The organism is Stutzerimonas zhaodongensis (assembly GCF_003696365.1).
GTDB lineage: Bacteria > Pseudomonadota > Gammaproteobacteria > Pseudomonadales > Pseudomonadaceae > Stutzerimonas > Stutzerimonas zhaodongensis.
In genome coordinates, this window is the sequence record NZ_RFFM01000002.1 from 850,532 (window position 1) to 872,297 (window position 21,766).

Annotated in this window: 24 protein-coding genes and 1 pseudogene; 12 read left to right on the plus strand and 13 right to left on the minus strand. The window is 60.2% G+C overall.

Translation table 11 applies throughout. The features are described 5' to 3' along the window. Positions 1-12: 12 nt before the first annotated feature. Positions 13-1,344 (plus strand): DUF58 domain-containing protein, encoded by a 1,332-nt coding sequence (locus EA797_RS12360; protein ID WP_122165558.1) that lies wholly within the window; start codon positions 13-15, stop codon positions 1,342-1,344. A gap of 12 nt (positions 1,345-1,356) precedes the next feature. On the opposite strand, the gene EA797_RS12365 is transcribed toward EA797_RS12360, so the two are convergent. From EA797_RS12365 to EA797_RS12375, 3 genes are read right to left on the minus strand one after another with little or no spacing between them, the layout of a single operon-like run. Continuing rightward, positions 1,357-1,791, minus strand: a complete 435-nt coding sequence (locus EA797_RS12365; RefSeq protein ID WP_122165560.1) for a PilZ domain-containing protein — start codon at positions 1,789-1,791, stop codon at positions 1,357-1,359. Positions 1,792-1,840: 49 nt separating this feature from the next. After that, positions 1,841-2,263 (minus strand): DUF4124 domain-containing protein, encoded by a 423-nt coding sequence (locus tag EA797_RS12370; protein ID WP_415846364.1) that lies wholly within the window; start codon positions 2,261-2,263, stop codon positions 1,841-1,843. 47 nt (positions 2,264-2,310) lie between these two features. Beyond that, the gene (locus EA797_RS12375; protein WP_122165563.1) at positions 2,311-2,688 is read right to left on the minus strand and encodes a tetratricopeptide repeat protein; all 378 of its coding nucleotides are present in this window, start codon (positions 2,686-2,688) and stop codon (positions 2,311-2,313) included. Between the two features lie 179 nt (positions 2,689-2,867). Here EA797_RS12375 and pyk point away from each other — a divergent pair, with 179 nt between their 5' ends. Further along, on the plus strand, positions 2,868-4,319 hold the full coding sequence (gene pyk, locus EA797_RS12380) for a pyruvate kinase (RefSeq protein WP_122165565.1): 1,452 nt from the start codon (positions 2,868-2,870) through the stop codon (positions 4,317-4,319). A gap of 57 nt (positions 4,320-4,376) precedes the next feature. Here pyk and EA797_RS12385 read toward each other — a convergent pair whose 3' ends face one another. Both EA797_RS12385 and EA797_RS12390 read right to left on the minus strand, forming a co-directional pair. Then, on the minus strand, positions 4,377-5,318 hold the full coding sequence (locus EA797_RS12385) for an iron-sulfur-binding ferredoxin reductase (RefSeq protein WP_122165567.1): 942 nt from the start codon (positions 5,316-5,318) through the stop codon (positions 4,377-4,379). After that, on the minus strand, positions 5,311-6,441 hold the full coding sequence (locus EA797_RS12390; RefSeq protein WP_122165569.1) for a GGDEF domain-containing protein: 1,131 nt from the start codon (positions 6,439-6,441) through the stop codon (positions 5,311-5,313). Before EA797_RS12390 ends, EA797_RS12385 begins: the two co-directional genes overlap by 8 nt. A 358-nt stretch (positions 6,442-6,799) precedes the next feature. Here EA797_RS12390 and EA797_RS12395 point away from each other — a divergent pair, with 358 nt between their 5' ends. Then, a complete protein-coding gene (locus EA797_RS12395; RefSeq protein WP_122165571.1) occupies positions 6,800-8,323 on the plus strand; it encodes a fumarate hydratase in 1,524 nt (507 codons plus the stop codon). A 55-nt stretch (positions 8,324-8,378) separates the two neighbouring features. On the opposite strand, the gene EA797_RS12400 is transcribed toward EA797_RS12395, so the two are convergent. From EA797_RS12400 to EA797_RS12420, 5 genes are all read right to left on the minus strand, one after another. Then, positions 8,379-9,944, minus strand: coding sequence for a methyl-accepting chemotaxis protein (locus EA797_RS12400; RefSeq protein ID WP_122165573.1), 1,566 nt, complete (start codon positions 9,942-9,944; stop codon positions 8,379-8,381). A gap of 162 nt (positions 9,945-10,106) precedes the next feature. Continuing rightward, positions 10,107-10,331 (minus strand): VF530 family protein, encoded by a 225-nt coding sequence (locus tag EA797_RS12405; protein ID WP_122166299.1) that lies wholly within the window; start codon positions 10,329-10,331, stop codon positions 10,107-10,109. A 79-nt stretch (positions 10,332-10,410) separates the two neighbouring features. Then, positions 10,411-10,992: a DJ-1/PfpI family protein gene (locus EA797_RS12410; RefSeq protein ID WP_122165575.1), complete on the minus strand. Its 582-nt coding sequence runs from the start codon at positions 10,990-10,992 to the stop codon at positions 10,411-10,413. 51 nt (positions 10,993-11,043) lie between these two features. Continuing rightward, a complete protein-coding gene (locus EA797_RS12415) occupies positions 11,044-12,204 on the minus strand; it encodes a phospholipase D-like domain-containing protein (RefSeq protein WP_167468821.1) in 1,161 nt (386 codons plus the stop codon). A gap of 201 nt (positions 12,205-12,405) precedes the next feature. Further along, positions 12,406-13,311, minus strand: coding sequence for an acyl-CoA dehydrogenase family protein (locus EA797_RS12420; protein ID WP_122165577.1), 906 nt, complete (start codon positions 13,309-13,311; stop codon positions 12,406-12,408). Positions 13,312-13,501: 190 nt separating this feature from the next. On the opposite strand from EA797_RS12420, the gene olsB reads away from it, so the two are divergent. The 3 genes from olsB to EA797_RS12435 are packed head-to-tail and all read left to right on the plus strand — an operon-like array spanning position 13,502 to position 15,654. Next, positions 13,502-14,248 carry an L-ornithine N(alpha)-acyltransferase gene (gene olsB / locus EA797_RS12425; protein ID WP_122165579.1) on the plus strand — a complete coding sequence of 249 codons (747 nt, stop codon included), beginning with the start codon at positions 13,502-13,504 and terminating at the stop codon, positions 14,246-14,248. After that, on the plus strand, positions 14,248-15,015 hold the full coding sequence (locus tag EA797_RS12430; protein ID WP_122165580.1) for a lysophospholipid acyltransferase family protein: 768 nt from the start codon (positions 14,248-14,250) through the stop codon (positions 15,013-15,015). The genes olsB and EA797_RS12430 overlap by 1 nt, the downstream gene beginning before the upstream one ends. Before the next feature lie 39 nt (positions 15,016-15,054). Next, entirely contained in the window at positions 15,055-15,654 is a 600-nt protein-coding gene (locus EA797_RS12435; protein WP_122165582.1) for an acyl carrier protein phosphodiesterase, read from the plus strand. Positions 15,655-15,660: 6 nt separating this feature from the next. Here EA797_RS12435 and EA797_RS12440 read toward each other — a convergent pair whose 3' ends face one another. Beyond that, positions 15,661-16,113, minus strand: a complete 453-nt coding sequence (locus EA797_RS12440; protein ID WP_122165584.1) for a flavodoxin — start codon at positions 16,111-16,113, stop codon at positions 15,661-15,663. Between EA797_RS12440 and EA797_RS12445 the strand changes: the two genes are divergently transcribed. The 6 genes and pseudogenes from EA797_RS12445 (at position 16,112) to cysZ (ending at position 19,877) form a co-directional block, all read left to right on the plus strand. Next, positions 16,112-16,984: a PilZ domain-containing protein gene (locus tag EA797_RS12445; protein ID WP_244214105.1), complete on the plus strand. Its 873-nt coding sequence runs from the start codon at positions 16,112-16,114 to the stop codon at positions 16,982-16,984. The genes EA797_RS12440 and EA797_RS12445 overlap by 2 nt on opposite strands. Positions 16,985-17,112: 128 nt before the next feature. Continuing rightward, on the plus strand, positions 17,113-17,823 hold the full coding sequence (gene folM, locus EA797_RS12450) for a dihydromonapterin reductase (RefSeq protein WP_122165586.1): 711 nt from the start codon (positions 17,113-17,115) through the stop codon (positions 17,821-17,823). A 37-nt stretch (positions 17,824-17,860) separates the two neighbouring features. Beyond that, positions 17,861-18,080, plus strand: a pseudogene (locus EA797_RS22010) (tunnelling fold family protein); the annotation flags it as partial. A 167-nt stretch (positions 18,081-18,247) separates the two neighbouring features. Continuing rightward, positions 18,248-18,541 carry a DUF1244 domain-containing protein gene (locus EA797_RS12460; RefSeq protein ID WP_102853604.1) on the plus strand — a complete coding sequence of 98 codons (294 nt, stop codon included), beginning with the start codon at positions 18,248-18,250 and terminating at the stop codon, positions 18,539-18,541. Then, entirely contained in the window at positions 18,538-18,897 is a 360-nt protein-coding gene (locus EA797_RS12465) for a HopJ type III effector protein (protein WP_122165588.1), read from the plus strand. The genes EA797_RS12460 and EA797_RS12465 overlap by 4 nt, the downstream gene beginning before the upstream one ends. A 221-nt stretch (positions 18,898-19,118) precedes the next feature. Beyond that, positions 19,119-19,877 (plus strand): sulfate transporter CysZ, encoded by a 759-nt coding sequence (gene cysZ, locus EA797_RS12470; RefSeq protein ID WP_122165590.1) that lies wholly within the window; start codon positions 19,119-19,121, stop codon positions 19,875-19,877. Between the two features lie 70 nt (positions 19,878-19,947). Here the strand turns inward: cysZ and EA797_RS12475 are convergent, their stop codons facing one another. Further along, positions 19,948-21,057, minus strand: a complete 1,110-nt coding sequence (locus tag EA797_RS12475; RefSeq protein WP_122165592.1) for an NADH:flavin oxidoreductase — start codon at positions 21,055-21,057, stop codon at positions 19,948-19,950. 64 nt (positions 21,058-21,121) lie between these two features. Then, positions 21,122-21,718 carry a TetR/AcrR family transcriptional regulator gene (locus tag EA797_RS12480; RefSeq protein WP_122165594.1) on the minus strand — a complete coding sequence of 199 codons (597 nt, stop codon included), beginning with the start codon at positions 21,716-21,718 and terminating at the stop codon, positions 21,122-21,124. Between the last annotated feature and the right edge of the window lie 48 nt (positions 21,719-21,766).

The window sequence follows — 21,766 nt, forward strand, 5'->3', positions numbered from 1 at the left end:
GAGGAGCACGCGATGAGTCCATCACGGCAAATGGTCTACGGGCTGATCGCGCTGTTCACCCTTGCACTGACGCTGGGCTTGCTTTCAGCGCTTGGCAAGCCAACACCTGCCGCGGCCAGCACCGCTTGGTGGGGCTTGCTGCTATGCGCCGGTGCGGTAATGACCCTCGACGCTTGGCGCCTGAGTCGGCTGCCATCACCAGCGCTGCAACGCAGCCTGCCAGGTCACCTGGCACTGGGTCGCTGGCAAGAAGTGCGACTTCAGCTTCACGCCGCACCAGTCGGGCCAATGCGGGTCGACATCTTCGACCATGTGCCAGTCGGCATGACGCTCCAGCATCTGCCCCAGTCAGTGAGGCTTTTGCCCGGCGAACACTGCGAAATCAGCTACCAGCTTTGCCCCGATCAGCGCGGTCACTTCCGTTTCGACAACTGTGAGCTTCGACTGCACAGCCCGCTGGGGTTGTGGCGCCAGCGTCGCCTGCTGTCATTGACCTCGCAGACGCGCGTATTTCCTGACTTCACCCGTCTGCACGGTGCACCGCTAATGGCTGTGGATAGCTGGCTGAGCCGCCTCGGTGTGCGCCAGCAACCACGACGCGGCCTGGGCCTGGACTTTCACCAGCTCCGCGAATTTCGCGAAGGTGACACGCTCCGCCAGATTGACTGGAAGGCCACAGCGCGTAAGCGCGCGCCCATCGCTCGCGAGTATCAGGACGAGCGCGATCAACAGATTCTGCTGATGCTAGATTGCGGCCGCCGCATGCGCAGTCAGGACGGCACTTACTCACATTTCGATCATGCGCTCAACGCGAGTCTTTTGCTGGCCTACACCGCCTTGCGCCAAGGCGATGCGCTGGGCCTGTACACCTTCGCAACCGAGCAGCCGCGCTTCCTCCCGCCGGGCAAGGGGCAATCGCAGCTCAGCGCATTGCTCAATGGCAGCTACGACCTGATCAATACCCGACAACCCGCAGACTTCATGCAGGCAGCCAGCGATGTGCTGAGAAAGCAGAAGCGACGGGCACTGGTAATCGTTCTGAGCAATCTGCGCGACGAGGACGATGAAAACTTGCTGGGTGCGGTTCGCCAGCTTTCCCAGCGCCACCGTGTACTGGTGGTGAGCCTGCGCGAGTCCGTGCTCGACGAACTTCGCGAGCGGCCGCTGCGCACGTTCGAGGACGCGCTAGCCTACTGTGGGACCATGGATTATCTGAGTGCCCGCAGCCGTCTGCATGAACGGCTGCAAGCCCAAAAAGTGCCGGTACTAGACGCTAGACCCCAGGAGCTGGGGCCGGCGTTGATCAGTCGTTACCTGGCGTGGAAGAAAGCCGGCTCATTCTAGCGAACGTGTCGTTCAGACGCCGTGACAGCGGTCCTGATCGGCTGCCCGGCTGGGTGGCGCCTCACCGTGTGGCAGACGAGCCGGTGGAATGCTCAACATCGGACGAAAACTGAAATAGTGATGCAGCGCGTCGATCATGTTGCGGATGTCGCTGGGCGGTGTGTTCAGCACGAAACCAGAGTCGAAGCTGCCTGGCGTGACGTCCTCACGAGACCAGCGACAGGTGGCGCTGAAGTCGATAAAGCGCAGCTGACCGTGCTGACCAGGTATCTTCAGGCGCATATCGAAACGCGCATTGGTCATCATAGGATAAGGGCTGATGAGCATCAGCCCGGTCTCTGACAAATTGCCGATAAAGCCCAGCGGCTTATCGGTAAACCGATTGAAAACGTTGAGGTAATACGGCAGCTGGTGCCGCTGGATACTGCGTTGATTGAGCATGTTCATCGGTTCCGGGCCTGCCGCCAAAATGATCGCCGCGACCGTTGCCAGCCGCTCAGCTGCAGTTCTGACCGATACGACTGGCCAACTGCCGCCGCGTTGCCCCTATTTCTTCATCACTGTAGTAGACCCGCTCACCCTTTGCATCTTCACGAAAGTAGCGTCCACCTTCGGACAACTGCGACAACTGCTGCTTCCACTCGCTGCACGCCCGCTCACGCTTTACGCGCCACTCACCTGCGGCCTGTTTAGCGGCCTGCTGCTCCTGCCGTCGAGCGTCGAAGAACCGCTCGGTCCGCGCTTCCCGGACACGCGTCGCCTCGTCGCGCTCGATGACCTGGGGCCGCACCTCAACCTGCTCGGCACCAGGGCGCGAACGAGAGTCGAAGTGCACGTTTCCCTGGGCATCGACCCAGCGATAGATCTCGGCTGTCGCCCAGGGCGATACAACAAACGCTACCAATACAATCGGAGTGATGCGCATGGGTTCCTTCCCGCCCAGTCAGTCATAACTGGTTTTCTGCTTCAAGGTTTGACGGCGTGGGTCACCGCCCGTTCCTCTGGCTGATAGTGCCCTAACTGACGTAACGTCTCCAGCCTCGCGCGACCACGGAACGCATATTCGGTGGCCGGATAACGGGTCTGAATGAAGCGATAGGTTTCCACTGCATCGACGAAAAGCCCGAGGCGCTCCAGGCACTGGCCGCGCAGCAGAGATATCTCGGGTTGAAGATTATCGCGCGGGCGACTGCGTCGCTCTGCCTGAGAAAGTTCGAGCATTACCCGGTCGCAATCACCGAGCTGATAATGCTGATACGCGGCGTCCAGATGACGATCGAGTGCGTTTCTGCTGCTGCAGCCTACGCTTAGGGTGGCCAGAAATAGAATGACAAGAGTGCGCATGGGTAAGAATCCTCCGATCACCGCATATCGACCACCGCGGGAAGAACTGCAGCCCGTTCGGCGCTTTTGTTAAGCCTTCAAGGGCCTCGCAGCTCTCGATCAAAGAGTAGTGCAACCCAACGATGACTACATCCCCACGGCATAGTAGCCTGCCGGCCATTCTGAAAAAGGAGCATTGAATGATTTCGCGCCGTACCAAAATCGTCGCCACACTGGGCCCTGCCAGCAGCTCGCCCGAGGTGCTGGAAAAAATGATCGTGGCCGGACTCGACGTCGCACGCCTCAATTTTTCTCACGGCGCACCGGACGAGCACCGCGCTCGGGCTCAACTGGTACGGGATATCGCCGCCAAGCACGGCCGTTTCGTCGCCCTGCTGGGCGATCTGCAAGGTCCGAAGATCCGCATCGCCAAGTTCACCAACAAGCGCATCGAGTTGGCTGAAGGCGACAGCTTCCGCTTCTCCGTCACCCACCCTCGTGATGCCGGCACCCAAGAGGTAGTCGGCATCGACTATCCCGACCTGGTGAAAGACTGCAGCGTTGGCGACGAGCTGCTGCTCGACGACGGTCGTGTGGTAATGCGAGTAGACAGCGCCACCGCGGATGAGCTGCATTGCACCGTGCTGATAGGCGGGCCGCTTTCGGATAACAAGGGCATCAACCGCCGTGGGGGCGGGCTGACCGCGCCGGCCCTGACGGCAAAGGACAAGGCCGATATCAAGCTGGCCGCCGAAATGGATCTTGACTATCTGGCTGTATCCTTCCCGCGTGACGCGGCCGACATGGAGCTGGCCCGCCGCCTGCGCGATGAAGCCGGTTCGAGCGCCTGGCTGATTGCCAAGATCGAGCGTGCCGAAGCGGTAGCCGATGACGAAGCCTTGGATGGACTGATTCGCGCCAGCGATGGCGTGATGGTCGCCCGGGGCGACCTTGGTGTTGAAATCGGCGATGCCGAGCTGGTGGGCATACAGAAGAAAATCATTCTGCACGCACGCCGGAACAACAAGATCGTGATCACCGCGACCCAGATGATGGAGTCGATGATCCAGAACCCAATGCCGACTCGCGCCGAAGTGTCCGATGTAGCCAATGCGGTGCTCGACTACACCGATGCGGTAATGCTCTCGGCCGAAAGTGCCGCAGGCGAGTACCCGATCGAGGCAATCAAGGCCATGGCGCGCGTGTGCGTTGGCGCCGAGAAGCACCCGACCAGCATCAAGTCCGGTCATCGCCTTGGCCAGAGCTTCGAGCGCAGCGACGAGAGCACTGCGCTGGCGGCCATGTACACGGCCAACCATTTTCCGGGCGTCAAGGCGATCATCAGCCTGACCGAAAGCGGCTATACCCCATTGATCATGTCGCGGATTCGCTCGTCGGTTCCGATTTTCGCCTTCTCACCCCATCGCGAAACCCAGGCACGTGTGGCCATGTTCCGCGGCGTGCAGACCATTCCCTTCGACCCGGCAGCGCTACCCGCCGACAAGGTCAGCCAGTCTGCCGTGGATGAATTGCTCAAGCGCAACATCGTCAATGTTGGTGATTGGGTGATCCTGACCAAGGGAGACACCTATCATGGCACCGGCGGCACCAACACCATGAAGATCCTGCGCGTCGGCGACTCGCTCAGCTGATCAATCTTCCCTTCAGGCACGACCTCTGCCGGTCGTGCCTGTTGGCATGGCAACCTCTCAGCCTTCTACCTGACGCGTGATAAAAGCGTCACCCAATATCTGCCCCCTGGGCAACCCCGCCAGAAACATCCGCTTTGAGCAGGCATCGACGAAGTCACTGCCTCCGCAGATCAACGCCATCTCATGCCGCGATGTCACACGCAAGGCTTGCAGGCGACCAGCCAGTTGCTCACGAACGATCATCTCGACACTAAGGTTCGCATGCTGTTCGGCAAGATCTGCCAGGGCGGCCTGGAGATAGGAGTGAACACGACAGACGTGTATCAGCCGGATCGGCCCTTCATGCCCCTGCCGCAGTGCTTCACGGAGCACTCCCCAAAGCGGCGCGAGGCCAGTACCGGCGGCCATCAGCAGCAGCGGACGGCTCTGCCAGTCCGGATCGTAGCGCAACGCTCCGGCATGCAACTGGCCAAGCATCAACTGATCACCCTTGGCCAGCGAACGCGCTACGTTGCTGAAAGCGCCAGGGCGCGCGCAGTCGATATGGAACTCGAGCCAGCGCTCATCAAAAGGGATACTGGCCAGCGAATAAGGCCGCGCCAGGCCGTTGGCCGACCACAACAAAACATGCTGACCGGCGTGATAGCGCAAAGGGCGTTCAGGTATCAGCCTTAGCCGAAGCACATGTTCACTAAGCCAATCGAGCCCCTGCACATGTGCTGGCAATCCCTCCCTGGCGGGATCGAAAACGGCGACGCTGAGGTTTTCACTGACGGAGCACTGGCAGGCCAGCCGCCATCCTTCCAGTCGCCGCGCAGGATCCAGGGCCTCCGGATGAGCATCATCCGGTTCACCATCGAGGCACCGCACCAGACAGACATGGCAACTACCAGCACGGCAGCTATGGGGCACGTTGAGACCGGCGCCATTGAGAGCATCAAGCAGATTGGTGCCGGTGGCCACCGTCCAAGTCATGCCCTGGTGAGTGATCTCAGGCACTGGTCGTCGTCCAGCTTGCCTCACAGCGGTTGCGGCCGTTGCCCTTGGCTCGATAGAGTGCCTCATCGGCACGCTGCAAGGCCTCGTCGAGATTGTCGCCGGCTCTGAGCAGCGTCAGCCCTACCGAGAGGCTGAGATGGCCAGGCTGCAGCTTCACATCCAGCGGCTGGGCATTGGCAAAGGCTTCGCGCAAGCGTTCGCAGCAGGCGCTAACCTGATCGGCATCGGTATGCGGAAGTAACAGAACAAATTCTTCGCCGCCGTAACGCGCCAGGATGTCCCCATCACGCAGACAGGAACGCGCCACGGAGGCGAAGGTTTGCAATACCCGGTCGCCCGTCGCGTGCCCGTGCAGATCATTGATGCGCTTGAAGTGGTCAAGGTCGATCAGTGCCAGACCTGACTGGTGCGCTGCCCGTAACCGACTAAGCTCCGTCTCGGCCAGGCGGATGAAGTGCCGCCGGTTATAGAGGCCTGTCAGCTCATCGGTCGAGGCCAGATCCTCCAGCTGCCGCATCATGCCCCGCAGCGTTTCCTGATGCGCCTGCAGGGCGAAACGACGTTGACGCATCCGCTGGCGCAATTTGTACACATACCCGACAAATAAGCACATCCAGATCAGTGTGACCAGCAACACGCCGGTCTGCAGAAGCGCGGCCTGGGGATCGGTCAAACGCCCCTGATATGCGTCCAACAGCGACATGCTGCCAAAGCTGAGCAGCGCCAGAACGGCGTAGCGCGCGAACTTTTTCGGCGGCAGGAAAACAGCGAACATCAGCACCAGCACATACAGCACCAGCAGATAGCCGCGGTTCTGACCCAGATTGAATAGAAAAAATGTCAGCCAGACCAAGGCCACCAGAACCTGAGGTTCAGTCAGGCTAGGATCTCTGAAGCGCAGGTTGTGACCTTTGTAGAAGACCCAGAACAAGCCCAACTGGCTGCACAGGATCAGCATGGATCCGGCGATGGCAGTTTCAATCGGCGCCTGGTAGAAGCCACCGACATACGTAATCCAGGTCAGCAGCAAGGCAAGGCCATAGGTGGCAGCAGCCATGCCGAAGCGCTTGGTTACCAACAACTGCAGCGCCTGCTGATCGCTCTCATCACGACTCGCGCGCATGGATTCCTTCCCATAATGGCAATCCGACACACTTTACGCTGAGCCTTGGAAAAAGCCCATAAGTCGCCGGATCAGTGGTACAGCGAAACACCATCTGCCGGCACTGTAGCCGGCAGTTCACATCCAACCTGTTCATGCTCATCGACCTCGCGCCATAGCCGAGGCAACGATCCGATCTGGCGCAAAACCCTTGTTTTTGGGCAGCGTCATGCCAGCTTTGTAGTGCATCCCTTCACCTTTGGTCCGTCTGTGTTCCCTTCGTCACGGCAGGTTATACTGCCGCGCCTTTTTCAACCTGAGCGCGCTGGTTGCCTTCCTCGGCGCGCCTTGTCTCCGCCCCGCCAAGAGGACGCGCTGCATGACCGTGATCAAGCAAGACGACCTGATACAAAGCGTTGCAGACGCTTTGCAGTTCATCTCCTATTACCACCCCGTCGATTTCATTCAGGCGATGCACGAGGCCTACCTGCGCGAAGAGTCTCCAGCCGCACGTGATTCAATGGCGCAGATTCTGATCAATTCGCGGATGTGCGCGACCGGTCACCGGCCGATCTGCCAGGATACCGGCATCGTGACTGTATTCGTTCGCGTGGGAATGGACGTGCGCTGGGACGGCGCCACCATGAGCCTGGACGACATGATCAACGAAGGCGTTCGCCGTGCCTACAACCTGCCGGAGAACGTTCTGCGGGCTTCGATCCTTGCCGACCCCGCAGGTTCCCGTAAGAACACGAAAGACAACACCCCCGCCGTCATTCATTACTCCATCGTTCCCGGCGACAAGGTTGAAGTGGACGTCGCAGCCAAGGGCGGCGGCTCGGAAAACAAGTCGAAGATGGCCATGCTTAACCCGTCCGACTCCATCGTCGACTGGGTTCTCAAGACCGTTCCGACCATGGGCGCTGGCTGGTGCCCGCCCGGAATGCTCGGCATCGGCATCGGCGGCACTGCCGAGAAAGCCGCGGTGATGGCCAAGGAAGTCCTGATGGAATCCATCGACATCCACGAGCTGAAGGCCCGCGGCCCGCAGAACCGCATCGAGGAGATGCGTCTGGAGCTGTTCGAGAAGGTCAATCAGTTGGGTATCGGCGCACAGGGCCTGGGCGGCCTGACCACCGTGCTCGACGTGAAGATCATGGATTACCCGACCCATGCCGCTTCCTTGCCGGTATGCATGATCCCCAACTGCGCCGCTACGCGCCACGCACACTTCGTGCTCGACGGCTCCGGCCCTGCTGAGCTGACCCCGCCGCCGCTGGACGCCTATCCGGAAATCGTCTGGGAAGCCGGCCCGAGCGCGCGCCGCGTCAACCTCGACACCATCACCCCGGAAGAAGTGCAGAGCTGGAAGCCGGGCGAAACCGTCCTGCTCAACGGCAAGATGCTCACCGGCCGCGATGCTGCCCACAAGCGCATGGTCGACATGCTGAACAAGGGTGAGGAGCTGCCAGTGGACCTCAAGGGCCGCTTCATCTACTACGTCGGCCCGGTCGATCCGGTTGGCGACGAAGTGGTTGGCCCGGCTGGCCCGACCACCGCGACGCGCATGGACAAGTTCACCCGTCAGATTCTCGAGAGCACTGGTCTGCTGGGCATGATCGGCAAGTCCGAGCGTGGCCCGATTGCCATCGACGCTATCAAGGACAACAAGGCCGTCTACCTGATGGCGGTCGGCGGTGCGGCTTATCTGGTTGCCCAGGCGATCAAGAAGTCCAAGGTACTGGCATTCGCCGAGCTTGGCATGGAAGCGATCTACGAGTTCGAAGTGAAGGACATGCCGGTCACCGTTGCCGTCGATACCAACGGCGAGTCGGTGCACATCACCGGTCCGGCGATCTGGCAGAAGAAGATCGCGGACAGCCTGGCGGTCGAAGTGCAGTAAGCGTCACGCCAAAAAAAGCCCGGCTAGAGTGCCGGGCTTTTTGTTTGCGTGAAGGTCAGCGATTGAAGCGCTCGACCAGTGCTCGCAGTCCACGTGCCGCGCCTTCCAGGTCGCGACCGCGCTGCATGGTCAGATCCGCCTTGCTTACGTTGCTATCGGTTGTCACGGCAATGCTGGTGACCTGCCGGGCGATATCTTCCGCCACATGTGCCTGCTCCTCGGCCGCAGCGGCCATCTGCTGACTCATCCCGGTAATGCGATTGACCGCTTCCCGAATCCCCTGCAGGGCTTGCTGGGCTTCGATGACCTGGGCCAGCCCTTGTGCGGCTTCCTTGTCGCCAACCTGCGCAATCGCAACCGCTTCACCTGCCTTGCTGGTCAGGGACTGGATGATGCCCTGGATCTGCTGCGTCGAATCTCGGGTCTTGCTGGCCAGCGCGCGTACCTCGTCCGCAACCACTGCGAAGCCACGGCCCTGCTCGCCAGCGCGCGCAGCCTCGATCGCGGCATTGAGCGCCAGCAGATTGGTCTGCTCGGCGATGCTCTGGATCATCCCAGCGGCCGACATGATCTGCTGGGTTTCGCCGGCCAGATCATTTACCGCATTGCCGATATTGGTCACGGTGTTGGCGAGCATTTCCATCGCCTTGCGCGAACTGGCGGCGACCCGGTCGCCTTCGTTTGCCAAACCGTTGGCCGTACCCGCCTCTATCGCGGTCTGCTGAACGTGACTGGCAACTTCGGTGATCGACGCCGTCATCTGGGTGACTGCGGTTGCGGTCATATCGGTTTCACCGAGTTGCTGGCGCAGATCGTTCTCGGTCTGGCTAGCTAGTACGGAGGTTTCCGCCGATGCGCTTTCGACCTGCTCGGCCAGGTCGGAAAGACGAGTCAACGCAGTGCGCAAACGGGCGTCTTCACTGATCAATGCCATTTCCAGCCGCGCCGCGTTACCGAACTGAGGGGTATAGGTCAACGCGACGACCGGGTCGGTGAATGCCTGGGGAACACGGTCCAGAATCCGTTCGAGCTGTCGCTCTGCGGAGACATGGCAGCTAAGACCCAGCGCGAAGAACAGGCCAAGCACCACGACCACCTCTACCGCAGGCGGTAACCAGAACATCCCCGCCGTCGCCAGGACGGCAGCGCTCATAGGCAGCGCCAACGCGCGCGCCCAGCCAGTGATCCGGCGCGCGAGCGGGACGGCAGGCTGCCCCGCGCGCAGCCGCGCATAAAGCGCAGAGGCCTGCGCAACCTGCTCAGCAGTCGGCTTGACCCGCACCGACTCGAAGCCAGTCAGCCTGCCGTCGTCGAGAATTGGCGTGACATAAGCGCTGACCCAGTAGAAGTCGCCGTTCTTGCAACGGTTCTTGACCACCCCCATCCAGCTCTTGCCGGCCTTGAGGTATCCCCACATTGCCTGGAACACCGCTGGAGGCATGTCCGGATGGCGAACCAGATTGTGATCACTGCCGATCAACTCATCTCTGGCATAGCCGCTGATCGCGACGAATTCATCGTTGCAATACAGAATTTTGCCCTGCGTATCGGTAGCAGAGATCAGTCGCTGATGCGCCGGAAAGCTCCGCTCGGTGTTGCTAACCGGCCCGTTATTTCTCATTTCTGATCTCCGTGATGGCTATTTGATTCCAGACAGACCCACCAGTCATGACGAATCAATCTGTTACAGAGATCGGGCGGAGATCGACGAACTTGAGCGAATGCGGTGATTATCTGGGAGGTGGCTGACCAGCGGAATGCAGCAAGGAAAACTGTTAGCCGATCAAACGTTCCCGATTTGGCGCAGCTGCACGAACAGGGCTTCGACCTTTGCCCGAGCCCATGGGGTTTTCCTGAGGAAGGTCAGGCTCGACTTGATGCTTGGGTCGCTTTTGAAACAGCGGATGTCGACCCGCTCCGCCAAGCCGTCCCAACCTAGATGCGCTTGAAGCTCGACGAGAATCGCTTCAAGCGTTACGCCGTGAAGGGGATCTTTTGCCTGGGTCATGGAGTTCTCGAGCGTAACGGCTGAATAAAAGGCCCGCCAAGCAGGTCGCAAGCGCGGGCCTTCCGAACGGCGCGACATCTTACAGGGTGATGCGTGTTCCTAGGAGTTCCAGGAACGCTGTCAACCAGGCAGGATGAGCGGGCCAGGCGGGAGCGGTCACCAGATTACCTTCGGTGTGAGCCTTATCGACAGCGATGTCGACAAACTCGCCACCAGCGAGTCGTACCTCCGGTGCGCAGGCTGGGTAAGCGCTGCAAGCACGCCCTTTGAGGACATCAGCCGCGGCGAGCAGTTGGGCGCCATGACAGACCGCCGCGATCGGCTTTTTCGCTTCTGCGAAATTCTTCACCAGTCCCAAGACCTGATCATTGAGCCTCAAATACTCAGGGGAGCGACCACCTGGCACAACGAGGGCGTCATAGTCTTCGGCGCGGACCGCAGCGAAATCGAAATTCAGCACGAAGTTATGCCCAGGTTTTTCGCTGTAGGTCTGGTCACCCTCGAAGTCGTGGATGGCGGTACGCACCGTATCCCCGGCTTTCTTGTCAGGGCAGACTGCGTGCACGGTGTGGCCCACCATCTGCAACGCCTGAAATGGCACCATGGTTTCGTAATCTTCGACATAGTCGCCGACCAGCATCAGAATCTTCTTCGCAGCCATAAAGTACGCTCCATTGGTTACATCGTTTCAAGGACGGCTCGGGCGGCGCCGTCAGCCGCTTCGGTTGAATATGTTGATCACCAGGCGATCCAGCAGCCCCCACATGCGTTGATAGATGCGCTGGCTCAGTGGCCGAGAGTGCCACTGCTGAAGGTCGATCTCGATACTGCGGGAGAAATCATCTTCGAAGCTTTGCGCCACGGAGGCGCTGAAGGGCCTGTCGAGTGTTTCGAGATTGGCCTCCAGATTCCAGCGCAGATTCCAATGATCGAAGTTGCATGAACCAACGCTGACCCAGTCATCGACCAGCACCATTTTCAAGTGAAGGAAGTGTGGCTGATATTCATGAATTCGCACGCCAGCCCGTAGCAGCCGCGGGTAATAACGCTGTCCTGCATAGCGAACCGATGGGTGATCGGTATTGCGGCTGGTCAGCAACAGCTGCACATCGACACCGCGCCTGGCTGCGCGCATCAGCTCCCGACGCACGCGGCCGGTAGGCAGGAAGTATGGCGTCGCCAGCCAGATCCGACGCTCCGCACGGCGCAGGTTACGGAGCAGGCTATGGAGGATGTCACGGTGCTGGCGCGCAGCCGAATAGGCGACTCTCCCCATACCATCGCCGACTAGCGGGTTGGCCGGCACCTTGGGCAGCCGCTGCGGTAGCGGCAGCTGCCAGATGCGTTTTTTCAAGCACAGCGTCCATTGCACGTCGAAAAGACGACGCCAGTCGGTGACCAGTGGACCGGTAATTTCCACCATTGCTTCGTGCCAGTGCTCGTCGGAACGTTCGGGATTCCAGAACTCGTCCGTTGCCCCCGTGCCGCCGACGAAACAAAGGCTGTCGTCGACCACAATGAGCTTGCGGTGATCCCGGTGCAGGTTTCGAAACTTCAGATTGATCTTGAGCGGGTTGTACAACCGCAACTCGATGCCCGCATCGGCCAACCGCTGCCTGGCCTTCTGCCCAAGCTTGAGGCAGCCGAAACCATCGAACAGGCAACGCACCCGTACCCCGCGCTCAGCAGCAGCCACCAGGCTGTCAAAGAGTAGCTCGACGCACTGGCCGTCTTCGACCAGGTAAAGTTCGATATCCACCCGCCGGTCGGCAGCCTCGATGCTCGCCAACATGCGTGGGAAGAACTGCGGCCCGTCGATCAGCAACTGGAAGTGATTGGCATCTCGCCACGGGAAGACTTCCCCGGCGAGCATCATGAGCGGCCATCCCGCGCGGGCGATGAACACTGGCCGAGAATCGCGATGCAGCTCAATAGTGAAATCCTTGTCCAAATGGATACGCAGAATGACGCAGGGTCGACCGTCATTGAAAAGGCGGAAAATGAGCCGCCCGCTGCGGCACGCCTGTTATAGGTCCGTGGCGCTTCGATAGGTTCCCGAGCCCGAAGCGTTAGCTCATTCGGTCACGTCGCCTTCGGCAGTCAGGCCGACCGCAGCTGCAGCCTGGGCCAGGCGTTTGGCCTGAGCGGCACGGGCCAGCTGCAGCACGCCCCGGTCGCGGTGCCAGAGTTGACGCCACTTCGCCGGACCATTGCCCAGCGCTACATCGATGTCACCGGCAAGGGTGTCGAACTGAAGACTCAGCGACGCCAACAAAAGGTGTGTGGCTGCATCTGCCGGCGAGGATCGTGAGCATTCAGCCGCCCCGGCAAGAATGCCAGCCAACTGTAACTGGAGCCGCTGGGGCCAGCCCTCCTCCAATCCGATTCCGTAGAGCCAGCTGACCAGCGCGGTCAGCACGTGCAGATCTTCCAAGGTTCTGAATGGCTTGACGTAATCGTCCCAGCCGTCGCCGTGCAAGCGGCGGCACGGCGCGCTTTCAAGGTGCAGGCGGCCGTGCGGAATATCGGGAACCACCGGCAACGGCGGGCCGATCTCGACGTGTACGCCCAGCTCACCGCTGTCAACAACGCACAGGGTCAGCCGTGGAGAATCACCTGTCGGTTCATCGCGCGCCGGGACCAGCAGCCAGTTCGCTGCGGGACCCCCGGTCACAAAATCCTTTCGCCCGGACACCTGCTGCCCGGATAGACGCGTCTGCATGTCAGCCGGGCGCAACCTACGATTCTCCGTTGCGCACAAGGCACCGAGCCCATCTGGCGCCTCCGGCCAGAGGCGACGCAACGCTGCCTGGTAGCCGGCAAGGAAGGCTAGACCGGGCGTGATCGAGACACGGCCACCCAGCACTGCGAGCTCGAAAGGGTCTGCCGCATCCTGTGCTCGCAGGGCTGCGAACCAATCGTCCAGCGCCGCAAATTGCGGCAGGCGTTGCTGCGGACCAAGCAGATCATGCCAGCGCATCGATCGGACTCCAAGGTTGAACCCAATGCTGAGAAATCGTGATGCGCCGTCATCCAAGCATCATCGATTCGTAACCGCCGTGACACCACCCCTGCATAGCCTGAGCCGGCATCAGATTGACGGAACGCCAACCATAACAATCAAGCGCTCCGAATGCATTGCCACGCCAAGGCTGACCAGGAGACAGGGCATGACCACCATTGATTTCCCTCGCACCACTCGACGCCTGCAAGCGGAGCGTCTACATGGACATGTGGCACTTCGTGAGGCTCAGGCGCTGCGTTACAGAGTATTCAGCGCCGAGTTCGGAGCGCTGGCGCAAGGCACCGAAACCGGGCTGGACTGCGACGAGTTCGATGTCCACTGCAGCCACATAGGCGTACGCGATCTCGATAGCGGCGAACTCGTTGCCACCACTCGACTGTTGGACAATCTTACGGCCCGCGGGCTTGGACGTTTCTACAGCGAAGGGGAGTTCAACCTGGACGGCCTCGCCGAACTGGATGCGCCCATTCTGGAGATCGGACGCACCTGCGTGCATCCGGCCTACCGCAACGGCGCAACCATCGCAGTGCTCTGGAGCATGCTGGCAGACGCACTCAACCAGGGCGGCTATCGCTATCTTATGGGCTGCGCAAGCATCCCCATGCGCGACGGCGGCATCCAGGCCCACGCCATCATGCAGCGCATCCGCGAGCGCTACCTGAGCACCGAGCTGCTGCGCGCCAACCCCAAGAACCCGCTGCCCCTTCTGGAAATCCCGGAAAACGTCATTGCCGAAACCCCACCTCTCCTCAAAGCCTACCTGCGGCTTGGGGCGAAAATATGCGGAGAGCCTTGCTGGGACCCTGATTTCCAGGTGGCCGACGTGTTCATTCTGCTCAAGCGCGACGAACTCTGTCCGCGCTATGCCAGGCACTTCAAGGCAGCCGTCTGATGCGCCGGCTGAGGCTTTATGCGCGTCTCGCCCGGCTGGCCGCTGTAGTGGCGATCGGGTTGATACTGGCGAGCGGTTTACGGCTGCAAGCCGTGATCGGCAAGTCGCCGAGACATGCGGCGCGCCACTGGCTCTGCCGCTGGTGGCTTGCGCGATTGGCAGCAGCCTTACCCTACAAGGTGCACCTGACAGGCGTTCAGCCTAGTCGCACAGCACTGTGGCTCTCCAATCACCAGTCCTGGGCGGACATCCCCCTGCTTGGCATGCTGCAGCCGATGGCGTTCCTGTCCAAATCCGAGCTGCGCCACTGGCCCCTGCTTGGCTGGCTAGCCGCCGAGGCTGGCACCTTGTTCATCAAGCGAGGCAGCGGTGACAGCGGCATGCTCAACCAACAGCTGGGCGAGGAGCTCCGTCAGGGACGCAGCCTGCTGATCTTTCCCGAAGGGACTACTACGAACGGCGCCGCGCTGCGTACTTTCCACTCCCGCTTGCTGGCGTGCGCAATTGAAACCGGCATGCCCATACAGCCTGTAGCGATTCGCTATTTGCGCAATGGTGAGCTTGACCCCATCTCGCCCTTCATCGGCGACGACGATCTGCTGTCCCATCTAATCAGGTTATTGGGTGCAGACCATGCGGCAGTAGAGATTCAGTTGCTACAACCGATCGATAGTCGCGGCATGGAGCGCAACCGGCTCGGCCGCGCCTGCCATGCGGCCATCAGTGAAGCATTGTATGGTCCTGTCCCGGTCAGGGAGGCCGCCTGATGCAAGCTCAGCGCAAGCAAGCGCTGCTAGACTCGGCGTATGAACTATCTTGCACATCTCCACCTTGGCGGCTCCCAACCTGGCGAGCTGCTCGGCAGTCTGTACGGTGACTTTGTCAAAGGGCCTTTGCAGGGCCGCTGGCCGGCTGACATCGAGGCCGGCATCCGACTTCACCGGCAGATTGATGTTTTCACTGACAGCCACCCGGTCGTCCTGCAAGCCAAGCAGCGCTTCCCTAAGGAGCGCCGTCGCTACGCCGGCATCCTGGTCGATCTGTTTTTCGACCACTGCCTGGCTGCAAACTGGACTGACTATGCCGACGTGCCTTTGGACGACTTCACCACTCGGGTCTACCGGATACTGCACGAGGAGGCCGAGCTGCCCGGCACACTGGCGCTGATCGCACCACGAATGGCAGCTCAGGACTGGCTCGGTAGTTATCGGGAGTTTGCCGTCATGGAGCAGGTAGTGGCAGGCATGAGTCGACGACTGTCACGCCCGGAAGGGCTTGTTGGCGGGGTCACTGAGCTGGAGCGGCTATACGTGCCACTCCAGCAAGACTTCGAGGAGTTCTATCCGCAACTACAGGCGTTCGCCAAGAGCAGAGCTGCCCAAGATAACGGCGCGTCTTCGCCTTAGGCAGGGTCAGCCACGCAAGGCTGCGATGAAGCGCTCCAACCAGGGTTCGGCGTCCGATTCCGGCGTCACTGTTTCGCTGGCATCAAGACGCAGCATTTCCAGTACTTCCCGCACGCCCAATTCCGCGTACAGCTCGCGGATCAGCTCGCCACCACCGCAGAACGTATCGCCGTAGCTGGCATCACCCAGCGCTATGACGCCGCCAGGCAAGCCCTGCCAGGCTGGAAACTGGTCGCGAATGGCGGAGTAAAGCGGTACGAAATTATCCGGAAGCTCGCCCATCCCTGTAGTGGCCGTCACAACCAGCAGCGCTTGCGGCGCAAACTCCTGAATCTGCGCAAGCTGCGCGCGTGGATCGTGCCAGGCCTCGAAACCAGCGGCCTTGAGCACCGTGGCGGCATGACGAGCGACGTCTTCGGCAGTGCCGTAGACCGTACCGGAGAGGATGGCGACTTTCATGCTGGGCTCCATGCAGATTGAGGCCGAGCATTATGCCGCATTCGACACACCTGATTGGCATCCAGAGCTCTACACTTCGCTGACAGACCGGGGAATTTTTCGGCAGATACATTGTCGCAAGGCCGTCCTGGCAGAGGATCTCACGGAAACCGTCTCGACCTACGAGCGCACCGGAGCGACCGAGGCATGGGCAGGCCTGGCCTGTTGCCCTGAGAGGGAAATCGAAATGCCAAAAAAGACCGTTCTGACCAGCGCCGAGCTGGCCTATATAAATGATCTGGTAAGCAGCACCTCGACCGAGTCCGGGGAAGCCCGCGCAGGTTTCAACGTGGACGGTGGCGAGAAGGCCAACGGCCTGCTGCTGCAACTGGCCGCCAAGGCCAATCTGACCCTGGAAGCCGAGCTCGAAGACTATTGCATGTCATTCCCGCTGAAGCTCACCCAGGATGAGTTCCAGGCGATTCACCTGCGCCTCGCCCCGCCGACCATATATGAGCGGGGCCCGGTGCTGCGGGCTTGGCGCCTGCATCTGGACGAGCCATTGCCGCTGCTCTCCGATGACGGCAACGAAACCGCCCTGAGCGTCCATGAGCTCTCACCAAATGGTTTGCTGGTGGATGTCGGCCCCAAGAACGCACCCAAGCATCTACACATGCATCTGGCTCTCCCGGGTGAGGGTTCGCTTGAAATCGACGCGCATCGAATTCGCGATGCCGAGGGCGGGATGACCGCCTATGAAGTGGAATACCCGCAAGACAGAGATGCTGAGCGCATCCGCTCGTATCTGTATGAGCAGCACCAACGACTTCATCCGGAACTGCAACCGGAACTGCCTAGCGAGATGCTCGCAGCAACGCCCGAGCCGTCCTGATCGATCCTTCCAAGGTGGGCCGAGCCGCTCCCTGCAGCGCCTACGCCCTCCTTGGGTTAAGCTGGCGCTCGACAAATGCCGCATGAACGCGGCATGCAAGGCTCAGCTCGACAACGACGCATGAAACCATGACCCAGCCAACGGCCCCAATCCTGATCACAGGCGCCAGCCAACGCATCGGCCTGCATTGCGCCGAGCGCTTGCTCGATGAAGGGCAGTCCGTCATCGTCAGTTACCGCAGCCCTCGCGAAGGCCTGGATCGGCTTCGTGAGCGTGGCGCTATGACCTTGCATGCGGACTTCTCCGGCGTTGACGGCATACTTGCCTTCATAGCGACGCTAAAGCAGCACGCGTCGGTTCTACGCGCCATTGTTCACAACGCATCGGACTGGCGCACCGACACGCCGGGCGAAGAAGCAGCGGTGTTCCAGCAAATGTTCGACGTCCACATGCTCGCGCCCTACCTGATCAATACCCATTGCGCCGAACTGCTGGGGCATGGCGGCCCGGCAGACATCATCCACATCAGCGATGACGTCACTCGAGTGGGCAGCAAAAAACACATCGCCTACGCTGCCAGCAAAGCCGGACTGGACAACCTCACGCTATCGTTCGCCGCTCGACTGGCGCCAGCAATCAAGGTCAATGGGATTGCCCCGGCGCTGATACAGTTCAACGAAGGCGATGACGAGGAATACCGCCGCAAGGCGTTGGCAAAGTCCGCCCTTGGTATCGAGCCCGGCGCCGAGGTGATCTACCAGAGCTTGCGCTATCTGCTCGATAACCCCTATGTCACCGGCACTACGCTGAGCGTGAATGGCGGCCGTCATCTGATCTGAGGCGCGAAGGAATGCCAGGCGGCCGACGCGGTGCGTCAACGGCATCAAGCACGCACCGAACTACTGCACTGTAACCAAGATGATCATTCAGCACGTCGAGGGCAACCGATTCGCGCTGCGCGAGCGCCTCACGCAGGAACCTCGATCTGATCATGGTGCTTCCGCAGGTACGCTACGCCGAAGTGATAGATAAGCCCTGCGCCTTGCGTATCGCCGGATCGGTATCTTTCACCCTGACGGCGCATCGCGACTGCTGACCCTGCCATCGCAGCATTCCACCATTGACCGTAATCGCTCAGCTCATTGCGGATTGACGTCTCTCACACTCGATGCCGGCATGCAGGTTAAGTTGTTTGGTCGTATGGCTCAGGGCAACTGTGGAGGTTATGATCCCGCCGACGTCTGCAACGCCGAGACCCATCTCATGAATGATCAAGAACGCACCGAACTCGAAGCCGCGGCCTTCCGTCGTCTGGTCCAGCACCTGCGTAGCCGCCCGGACGCACAGAACATCGACCTGATGAACCTGGCTGGTTTCTGCCGCAACTGCCTGTCCAAGTGGTACAAGGCCGCAGCCGATGACCTGGACATCGAGGTCAGCATCGATGAAGCCCGTGAAGAGGTGTACGGCATGCCTTACGCGGAATGGAAGAAGCGCTACCAGAAGGAAGCAACACCAGAGCAACAGGCCGCTTTCGACAAGAGCCAAAAACCATGACCAGCCTCAGGGATTTTCGCGCCAGCCTGCGCAACCGCAATCACCCCTTCAGCGAAACGCTGGCGTTCATATCCAACGCCTACGACTATCAGCCGAGTCGCTTTTTCAATGGCAACGTTGAAAACGCCGCCGGTGAGAACGAGGGGTCATGTAAGACGCTTGGACTTGCCGTTCTGGAAGGCTTTTCCACCGAAGAGGCTCTACTGGCGTTTGGCGAGCATTATCAGTCGGTACTGGAAAATCCAAGCGGCACCGACCATCGCAACATTCGAGCACTGATGGAAACCGGGTTGCCGGGCGTGCGCTTCGATCAGCAGCCGCTGAGACGCAAACCCGTCAACTTCGAAGAGAAATAAAAAAGGGCCGGCCATGCACTTGGGGAAGGCTTGATAGCGGACGGCCCTGAAACCAAAGAGGCGTTTTCGAGACCAAGTGTCGGCTTCAAGCGCAACGGCAGCCATTCACCAATATCGATTGCTCATATAGTCGAAGTCTATTGAACGGCCGCGAAGGCCAGCCTTTTCCCTGCAGGGCAAAGCGGGTAAGGTCCTGTCCGTTCCCATCCTGAGTAAACTATATGCCCATCACGGCACTTTCCGGCCCGCAGTATCTGCGTGAAGGCCTGAAGCTGATCCTCAGCCCCGGGTTACGTCTGTTCGTCATACTCCCTCTGACGGTCAACCTGCTGTTGTTCGGCGGCCTTATCTATCTTGCCCTTAGCCAGTTTGGCAGCTGGGTCGATACATTCATGCCAAGCCTGCCCGAATGGCTGATGTTTCTGGAATACATCCTCTGGCCGTTATTTGTCGTCCTCGTCGTGCTGATGGTGTTTTTCACCTTCACCATGCTGGCGAACATCATCGCCGCCCCGTTCAATGGCTTTCTTGCCGAGAAGGTTGAAACGGTAGCCCGCGGTGAAGACAGTTCCCCGCCCTTCAGCTGGACCGAGCTGCTGGCCATTCTTCCCCGCACGATCGGGCGCGAGGCGCGCAAGTTGGCCTACTTCGCCCCCCGTGCGGTGGCATTGCTGATTCTTTCATTCATCCCGGTGGTCAACCTGGTCGCTGCACCTCTGTGGCTTCTATTCGGGATATGGATGATGGCGGTGCAGTACATCGACTACCCGGCGGACAACAACAAGATGAGTTGGGCAGAGATGATGATCTGGCTACGCCAGCGACGCTGGAAGAGCTTGAGCTTCGGCGCGGTGACCTACGCTGCACTGCTCATTCCGGTGCTGAACCTGCTGATCATGCCGGCGGCTGTGGCAGGCGCGACGCTATTCTGGGTCCGCGAAGGCGGAAAGAAACACCTTGTACCGGTGAAAGCCCCGTAAGGGCTGGCTGAGTAGTTGCATAATTCCGCGGCGCGCACGCCAAGCGCACCGCGGGATTGGTCGAAAGCGCTTACGCCAAGGTTTTCAGCGCCTCTCGGCTGAACGGCAGAATGTCCTGCATGCGTCCTTCACGCACTTTCAACGCCCAATCAGGATCACAGATCAGCGCACGACCCACAGCGACGAGATCGAACTCCTGCTTGTTCAACCGCTCGAGCAGCCCTTCGATATTGGCCGGTTGCGCGACCTTGTCGGTTTTGACCATGAACTGCAGGAACTCGCCGTCCAGTCCGACACTGCCGACAGTGATCGTTGGCTTACCCGTCAGCTGACGAGTCCAGCCAGCCAGATTGAGGTCCGAACCTTCGAATTCGGGCTCCCAGAAGCGCCGCGTCGAGCAATGGAAGATGTCTACACCGGCCGCCGATAGAGGCGCGAGAAACTCGCCCAGCGCATCAGACGTCGTGACCAGTCGCGCCGTGTAGTCCTGTTGCTTCCACTGAGAAAAACGGAAGATTATTGGAAAACCCTCCCCTACCGCTGCTCTGACTGCTCTGATCAGCTCGATGGCGAAGCGCGAGCGGTTGGCCAAGCTACCGCCATATTCATCGCTGCGCTGATTGCTGCCTTCCCAGAAAAACTGGTCGATCAGGTAGCCGTGAGCACCATGAATTTCTACCCCATCCATGCCGATTGCTTTGGCGTCTGCTGCGGCCTGAGCGAACGCGGCAATCACTTCCTGGATGTCTTCTTTGGTCATGCCATGCACGACCACCTGGCCATCCTTGACCTTTTCCATCGGGCCATAGCCGGGCACGTCAGCTTCTGGTTCGGTACCTATGCGCCGCACGTTGCCCACATGCCAAAGCTGCGGGACGATCTTGCCGCCCGCGGCATGTACGGCATCAACCACGTCTTTCCAGCCCGCCAGCGCGTCGTCTCCGTAGAAACGCGGCACATGCGGATAACCATTGGCCGCCTTATGCCCTACCGTAGTGCCCTCGGTAATGATCAGTCCGACGCCTGAAGCGGCACGGCGACGGTAATACTCGACCACGTCGGCAGTCGGCACACCATTGGGTGAAAAGGACCGAGTCATCGGTGCCATGACCACGCGCGTAGGGAGGCGCAGGTTACCGAGTTCGAACGGCTGGAACAGAGCATTTACGGCAGCAGTCATCGTTATCTCCTTGTTGGTTTCAATCGAAAGGCGACCGGTCGTCTCACCCGTCGCGCAAAAAAAATCAGCGAACCTTCAGCAGACGCTCAAGTTGGGCCAGGAAGATCTCCAGAGGCGCGACCGAACGGCCAACCTTCATGCGCAACAGCGCGCCTTCCCAGGCGTTACCGATAAACTCTGCCAGCGCATGGCAATCGGTGTCCGAATCAAGCTCTCCTTCGAGCCGAGCTTGCTCGAGGCAGTCAGCCAGAGTGCTGACCGATTGCGTCAGAATGCTTTCAACTCGATGGCCGATCGGTTGCGAAAGCTCCGCCATTTCAAAGCTGAGACTTCCGATAAAACAGTGGTACTCCGGGCTCTGCTGGCGAGAGAAGTGCGCCAGCAACTCAGCGTAGTAGCCAACAATGCGCTGACAGGGAGGTGAAGCCAGACTGGTAAGCGCTGACCGATAACGTGCGAGTCTGGGCGAGTAAAGGTACTCCAGTGCCTGCAGCGCAAAGTCTTCCTTGCTGGCGAAGTAGTGATAAAAGGAGCCTTTGGGGATGCCGGCAGCCTTGACGATCTCCAGCACACCGGTGCCGTGATACCCGCGACGTGTCATGACCTGCGCGCCTTTGGCCAGGATCAGGTCACGCTTGTCGTTTCGAGCTTGAAGATTCATGGACCGAGCATATGACCGGTCGTCTAACGCGGACAGTACTATCGACCG

What these genes read in the sequence shown, in the direction of transcription:
- EA797_RS12360 (WP_122165558.1), top strand. Translation starts at nt 13, where the DNA reads ATGAGTCCATCACGGCAAATGGTCTACGGGCTGATCGCGCTGTTCACC.
- EA797_RS12365 (WP_122165560.1), bottom strand. Translation starts at nt 1,791, where the DNA reads ATGAACATGCTCAATCAACGCAGTATCCAGCGGCACCAGCTGCCGTAT.
- EA797_RS12375 (WP_122165563.1), bottom strand. Translation starts at nt 2,688, where the DNA reads ATGCGCACTCTTGTCATTCTATTTCTGGCCACCCTAAGCGTAGGCTGC.
- pyk (WP_122165565.1), top strand. Translation starts at nt 2,868, where the DNA reads ATGATTTCGCGCCGTACCAAAATCGTCGCCACACTGGGCCCTGCCAGC.
- EA797_RS12390 (WP_122165569.1), bottom strand. Translation starts at nt 6,441, where the DNA reads ATGCGCGCGAGTCGTGATGAGAGCGATCAGCAGGCGCTGCAGTTGTTG.
- EA797_RS12395 (WP_122165571.1), top strand. Translation starts at nt 6,800, where the DNA reads ATGACCGTGATCAAGCAAGACGACCTGATACAAAGCGTTGCAGACGCT.
- EA797_RS12400 (WP_122165573.1), bottom strand. Translation starts at nt 9,944, where the DNA reads ATGAGAAATAACGGGCCGGTTAGCAACACCGAGCGGAGCTTTCCGGCG.
- EA797_RS12405 (WP_122166299.1), bottom strand. Translation starts at nt 10,331, where the DNA reads ATGACCCAGGCAAAAGATCCCCTTCACGGCGTAACGCTTGAAGCGATT.
- EA797_RS12410 (WP_122165575.1), bottom strand. Translation starts at nt 10,992, where the DNA reads ATGGCTGCGAAGAAGATTCTGATGCTGGTCGGCGACTATGTCGAAGAT.
- EA797_RS12415 (WP_167468821.1), bottom strand. Translation starts at nt 12,204, where the DNA reads ATGCTCGCCGGGGAAGTCTTCCCGTGGCGAGATGCCAATCACTTCCAG.
- EA797_RS12420 (WP_122165577.1), bottom strand. Translation starts at nt 13,311, where the DNA reads ATGCGCTGGCATGATCTGCTTGGTCCGCAGCAACGCCTGCCGCAATTT.
- olsB (WP_122165579.1), top strand. Translation starts at nt 13,502, where the DNA reads ATGACCACCATTGATTTCCCTCGCACCACTCGACGCCTGCAAGCGGAG.
- EA797_RS12430 (WP_122165580.1), top strand. Translation starts at nt 14,248, where the DNA reads ATGCGCCGGCTGAGGCTTTATGCGCGTCTCGCCCGGCTGGCCGCTGTA.
- EA797_RS12435 (WP_122165582.1), top strand. Translation starts at nt 15,055, where the DNA reads ATGAACTATCTTGCACATCTCCACCTTGGCGGCTCCCAACCTGGCGAG.
- EA797_RS12445 (WP_244214105.1), top strand. Translation starts at nt 16,112, where the DNA reads ATGCTGGGCTCCATGCAGATTGAGGCCGAGCATTATGCCGCATTCGAC.
- EA797_RS12440 (WP_122165584.1), bottom strand. Translation starts at nt 16,113, where the DNA reads ATGAAAGTCGCCATCCTCTCCGGTACGGTCTACGGCACTGCCGAAGAC.
- folM (WP_122165586.1), top strand. Translation starts at nt 17,113, where the DNA reads ATGACCCAGCCAACGGCCCCAATCCTGATCACAGGCGCCAGCCAACGC.
- EA797_RS12460 (WP_102853604.1), top strand. Translation starts at nt 18,248, where the DNA reads ATGAATGATCAAGAACGCACCGAACTCGAAGCCGCGGCCTTCCGTCGT.
- EA797_RS12465 (WP_122165588.1), top strand. Translation starts at nt 18,538, where the DNA reads ATGACCAGCCTCAGGGATTTTCGCGCCAGCCTGCGCAACCGCAATCAC.
- cysZ (WP_122165590.1), top strand. Translation starts at nt 19,119, where the DNA reads ATGCCCATCACGGCACTTTCCGGCCCGCAGTATCTGCGTGAAGGCCTG.
- EA797_RS12475 (WP_122165592.1), bottom strand. Translation starts at nt 21,057, where the DNA reads ATGACTGCTGCCGTAAATGCTCTGTTCCAGCCGTTCGAACTCGGTAAC.
- EA797_RS12480 (WP_122165594.1), bottom strand. Translation starts at nt 21,718, where the DNA reads ATGAATCTTCAAGCTCGAAACGACAAGCGTGACCTGATCCTGGCCAAA.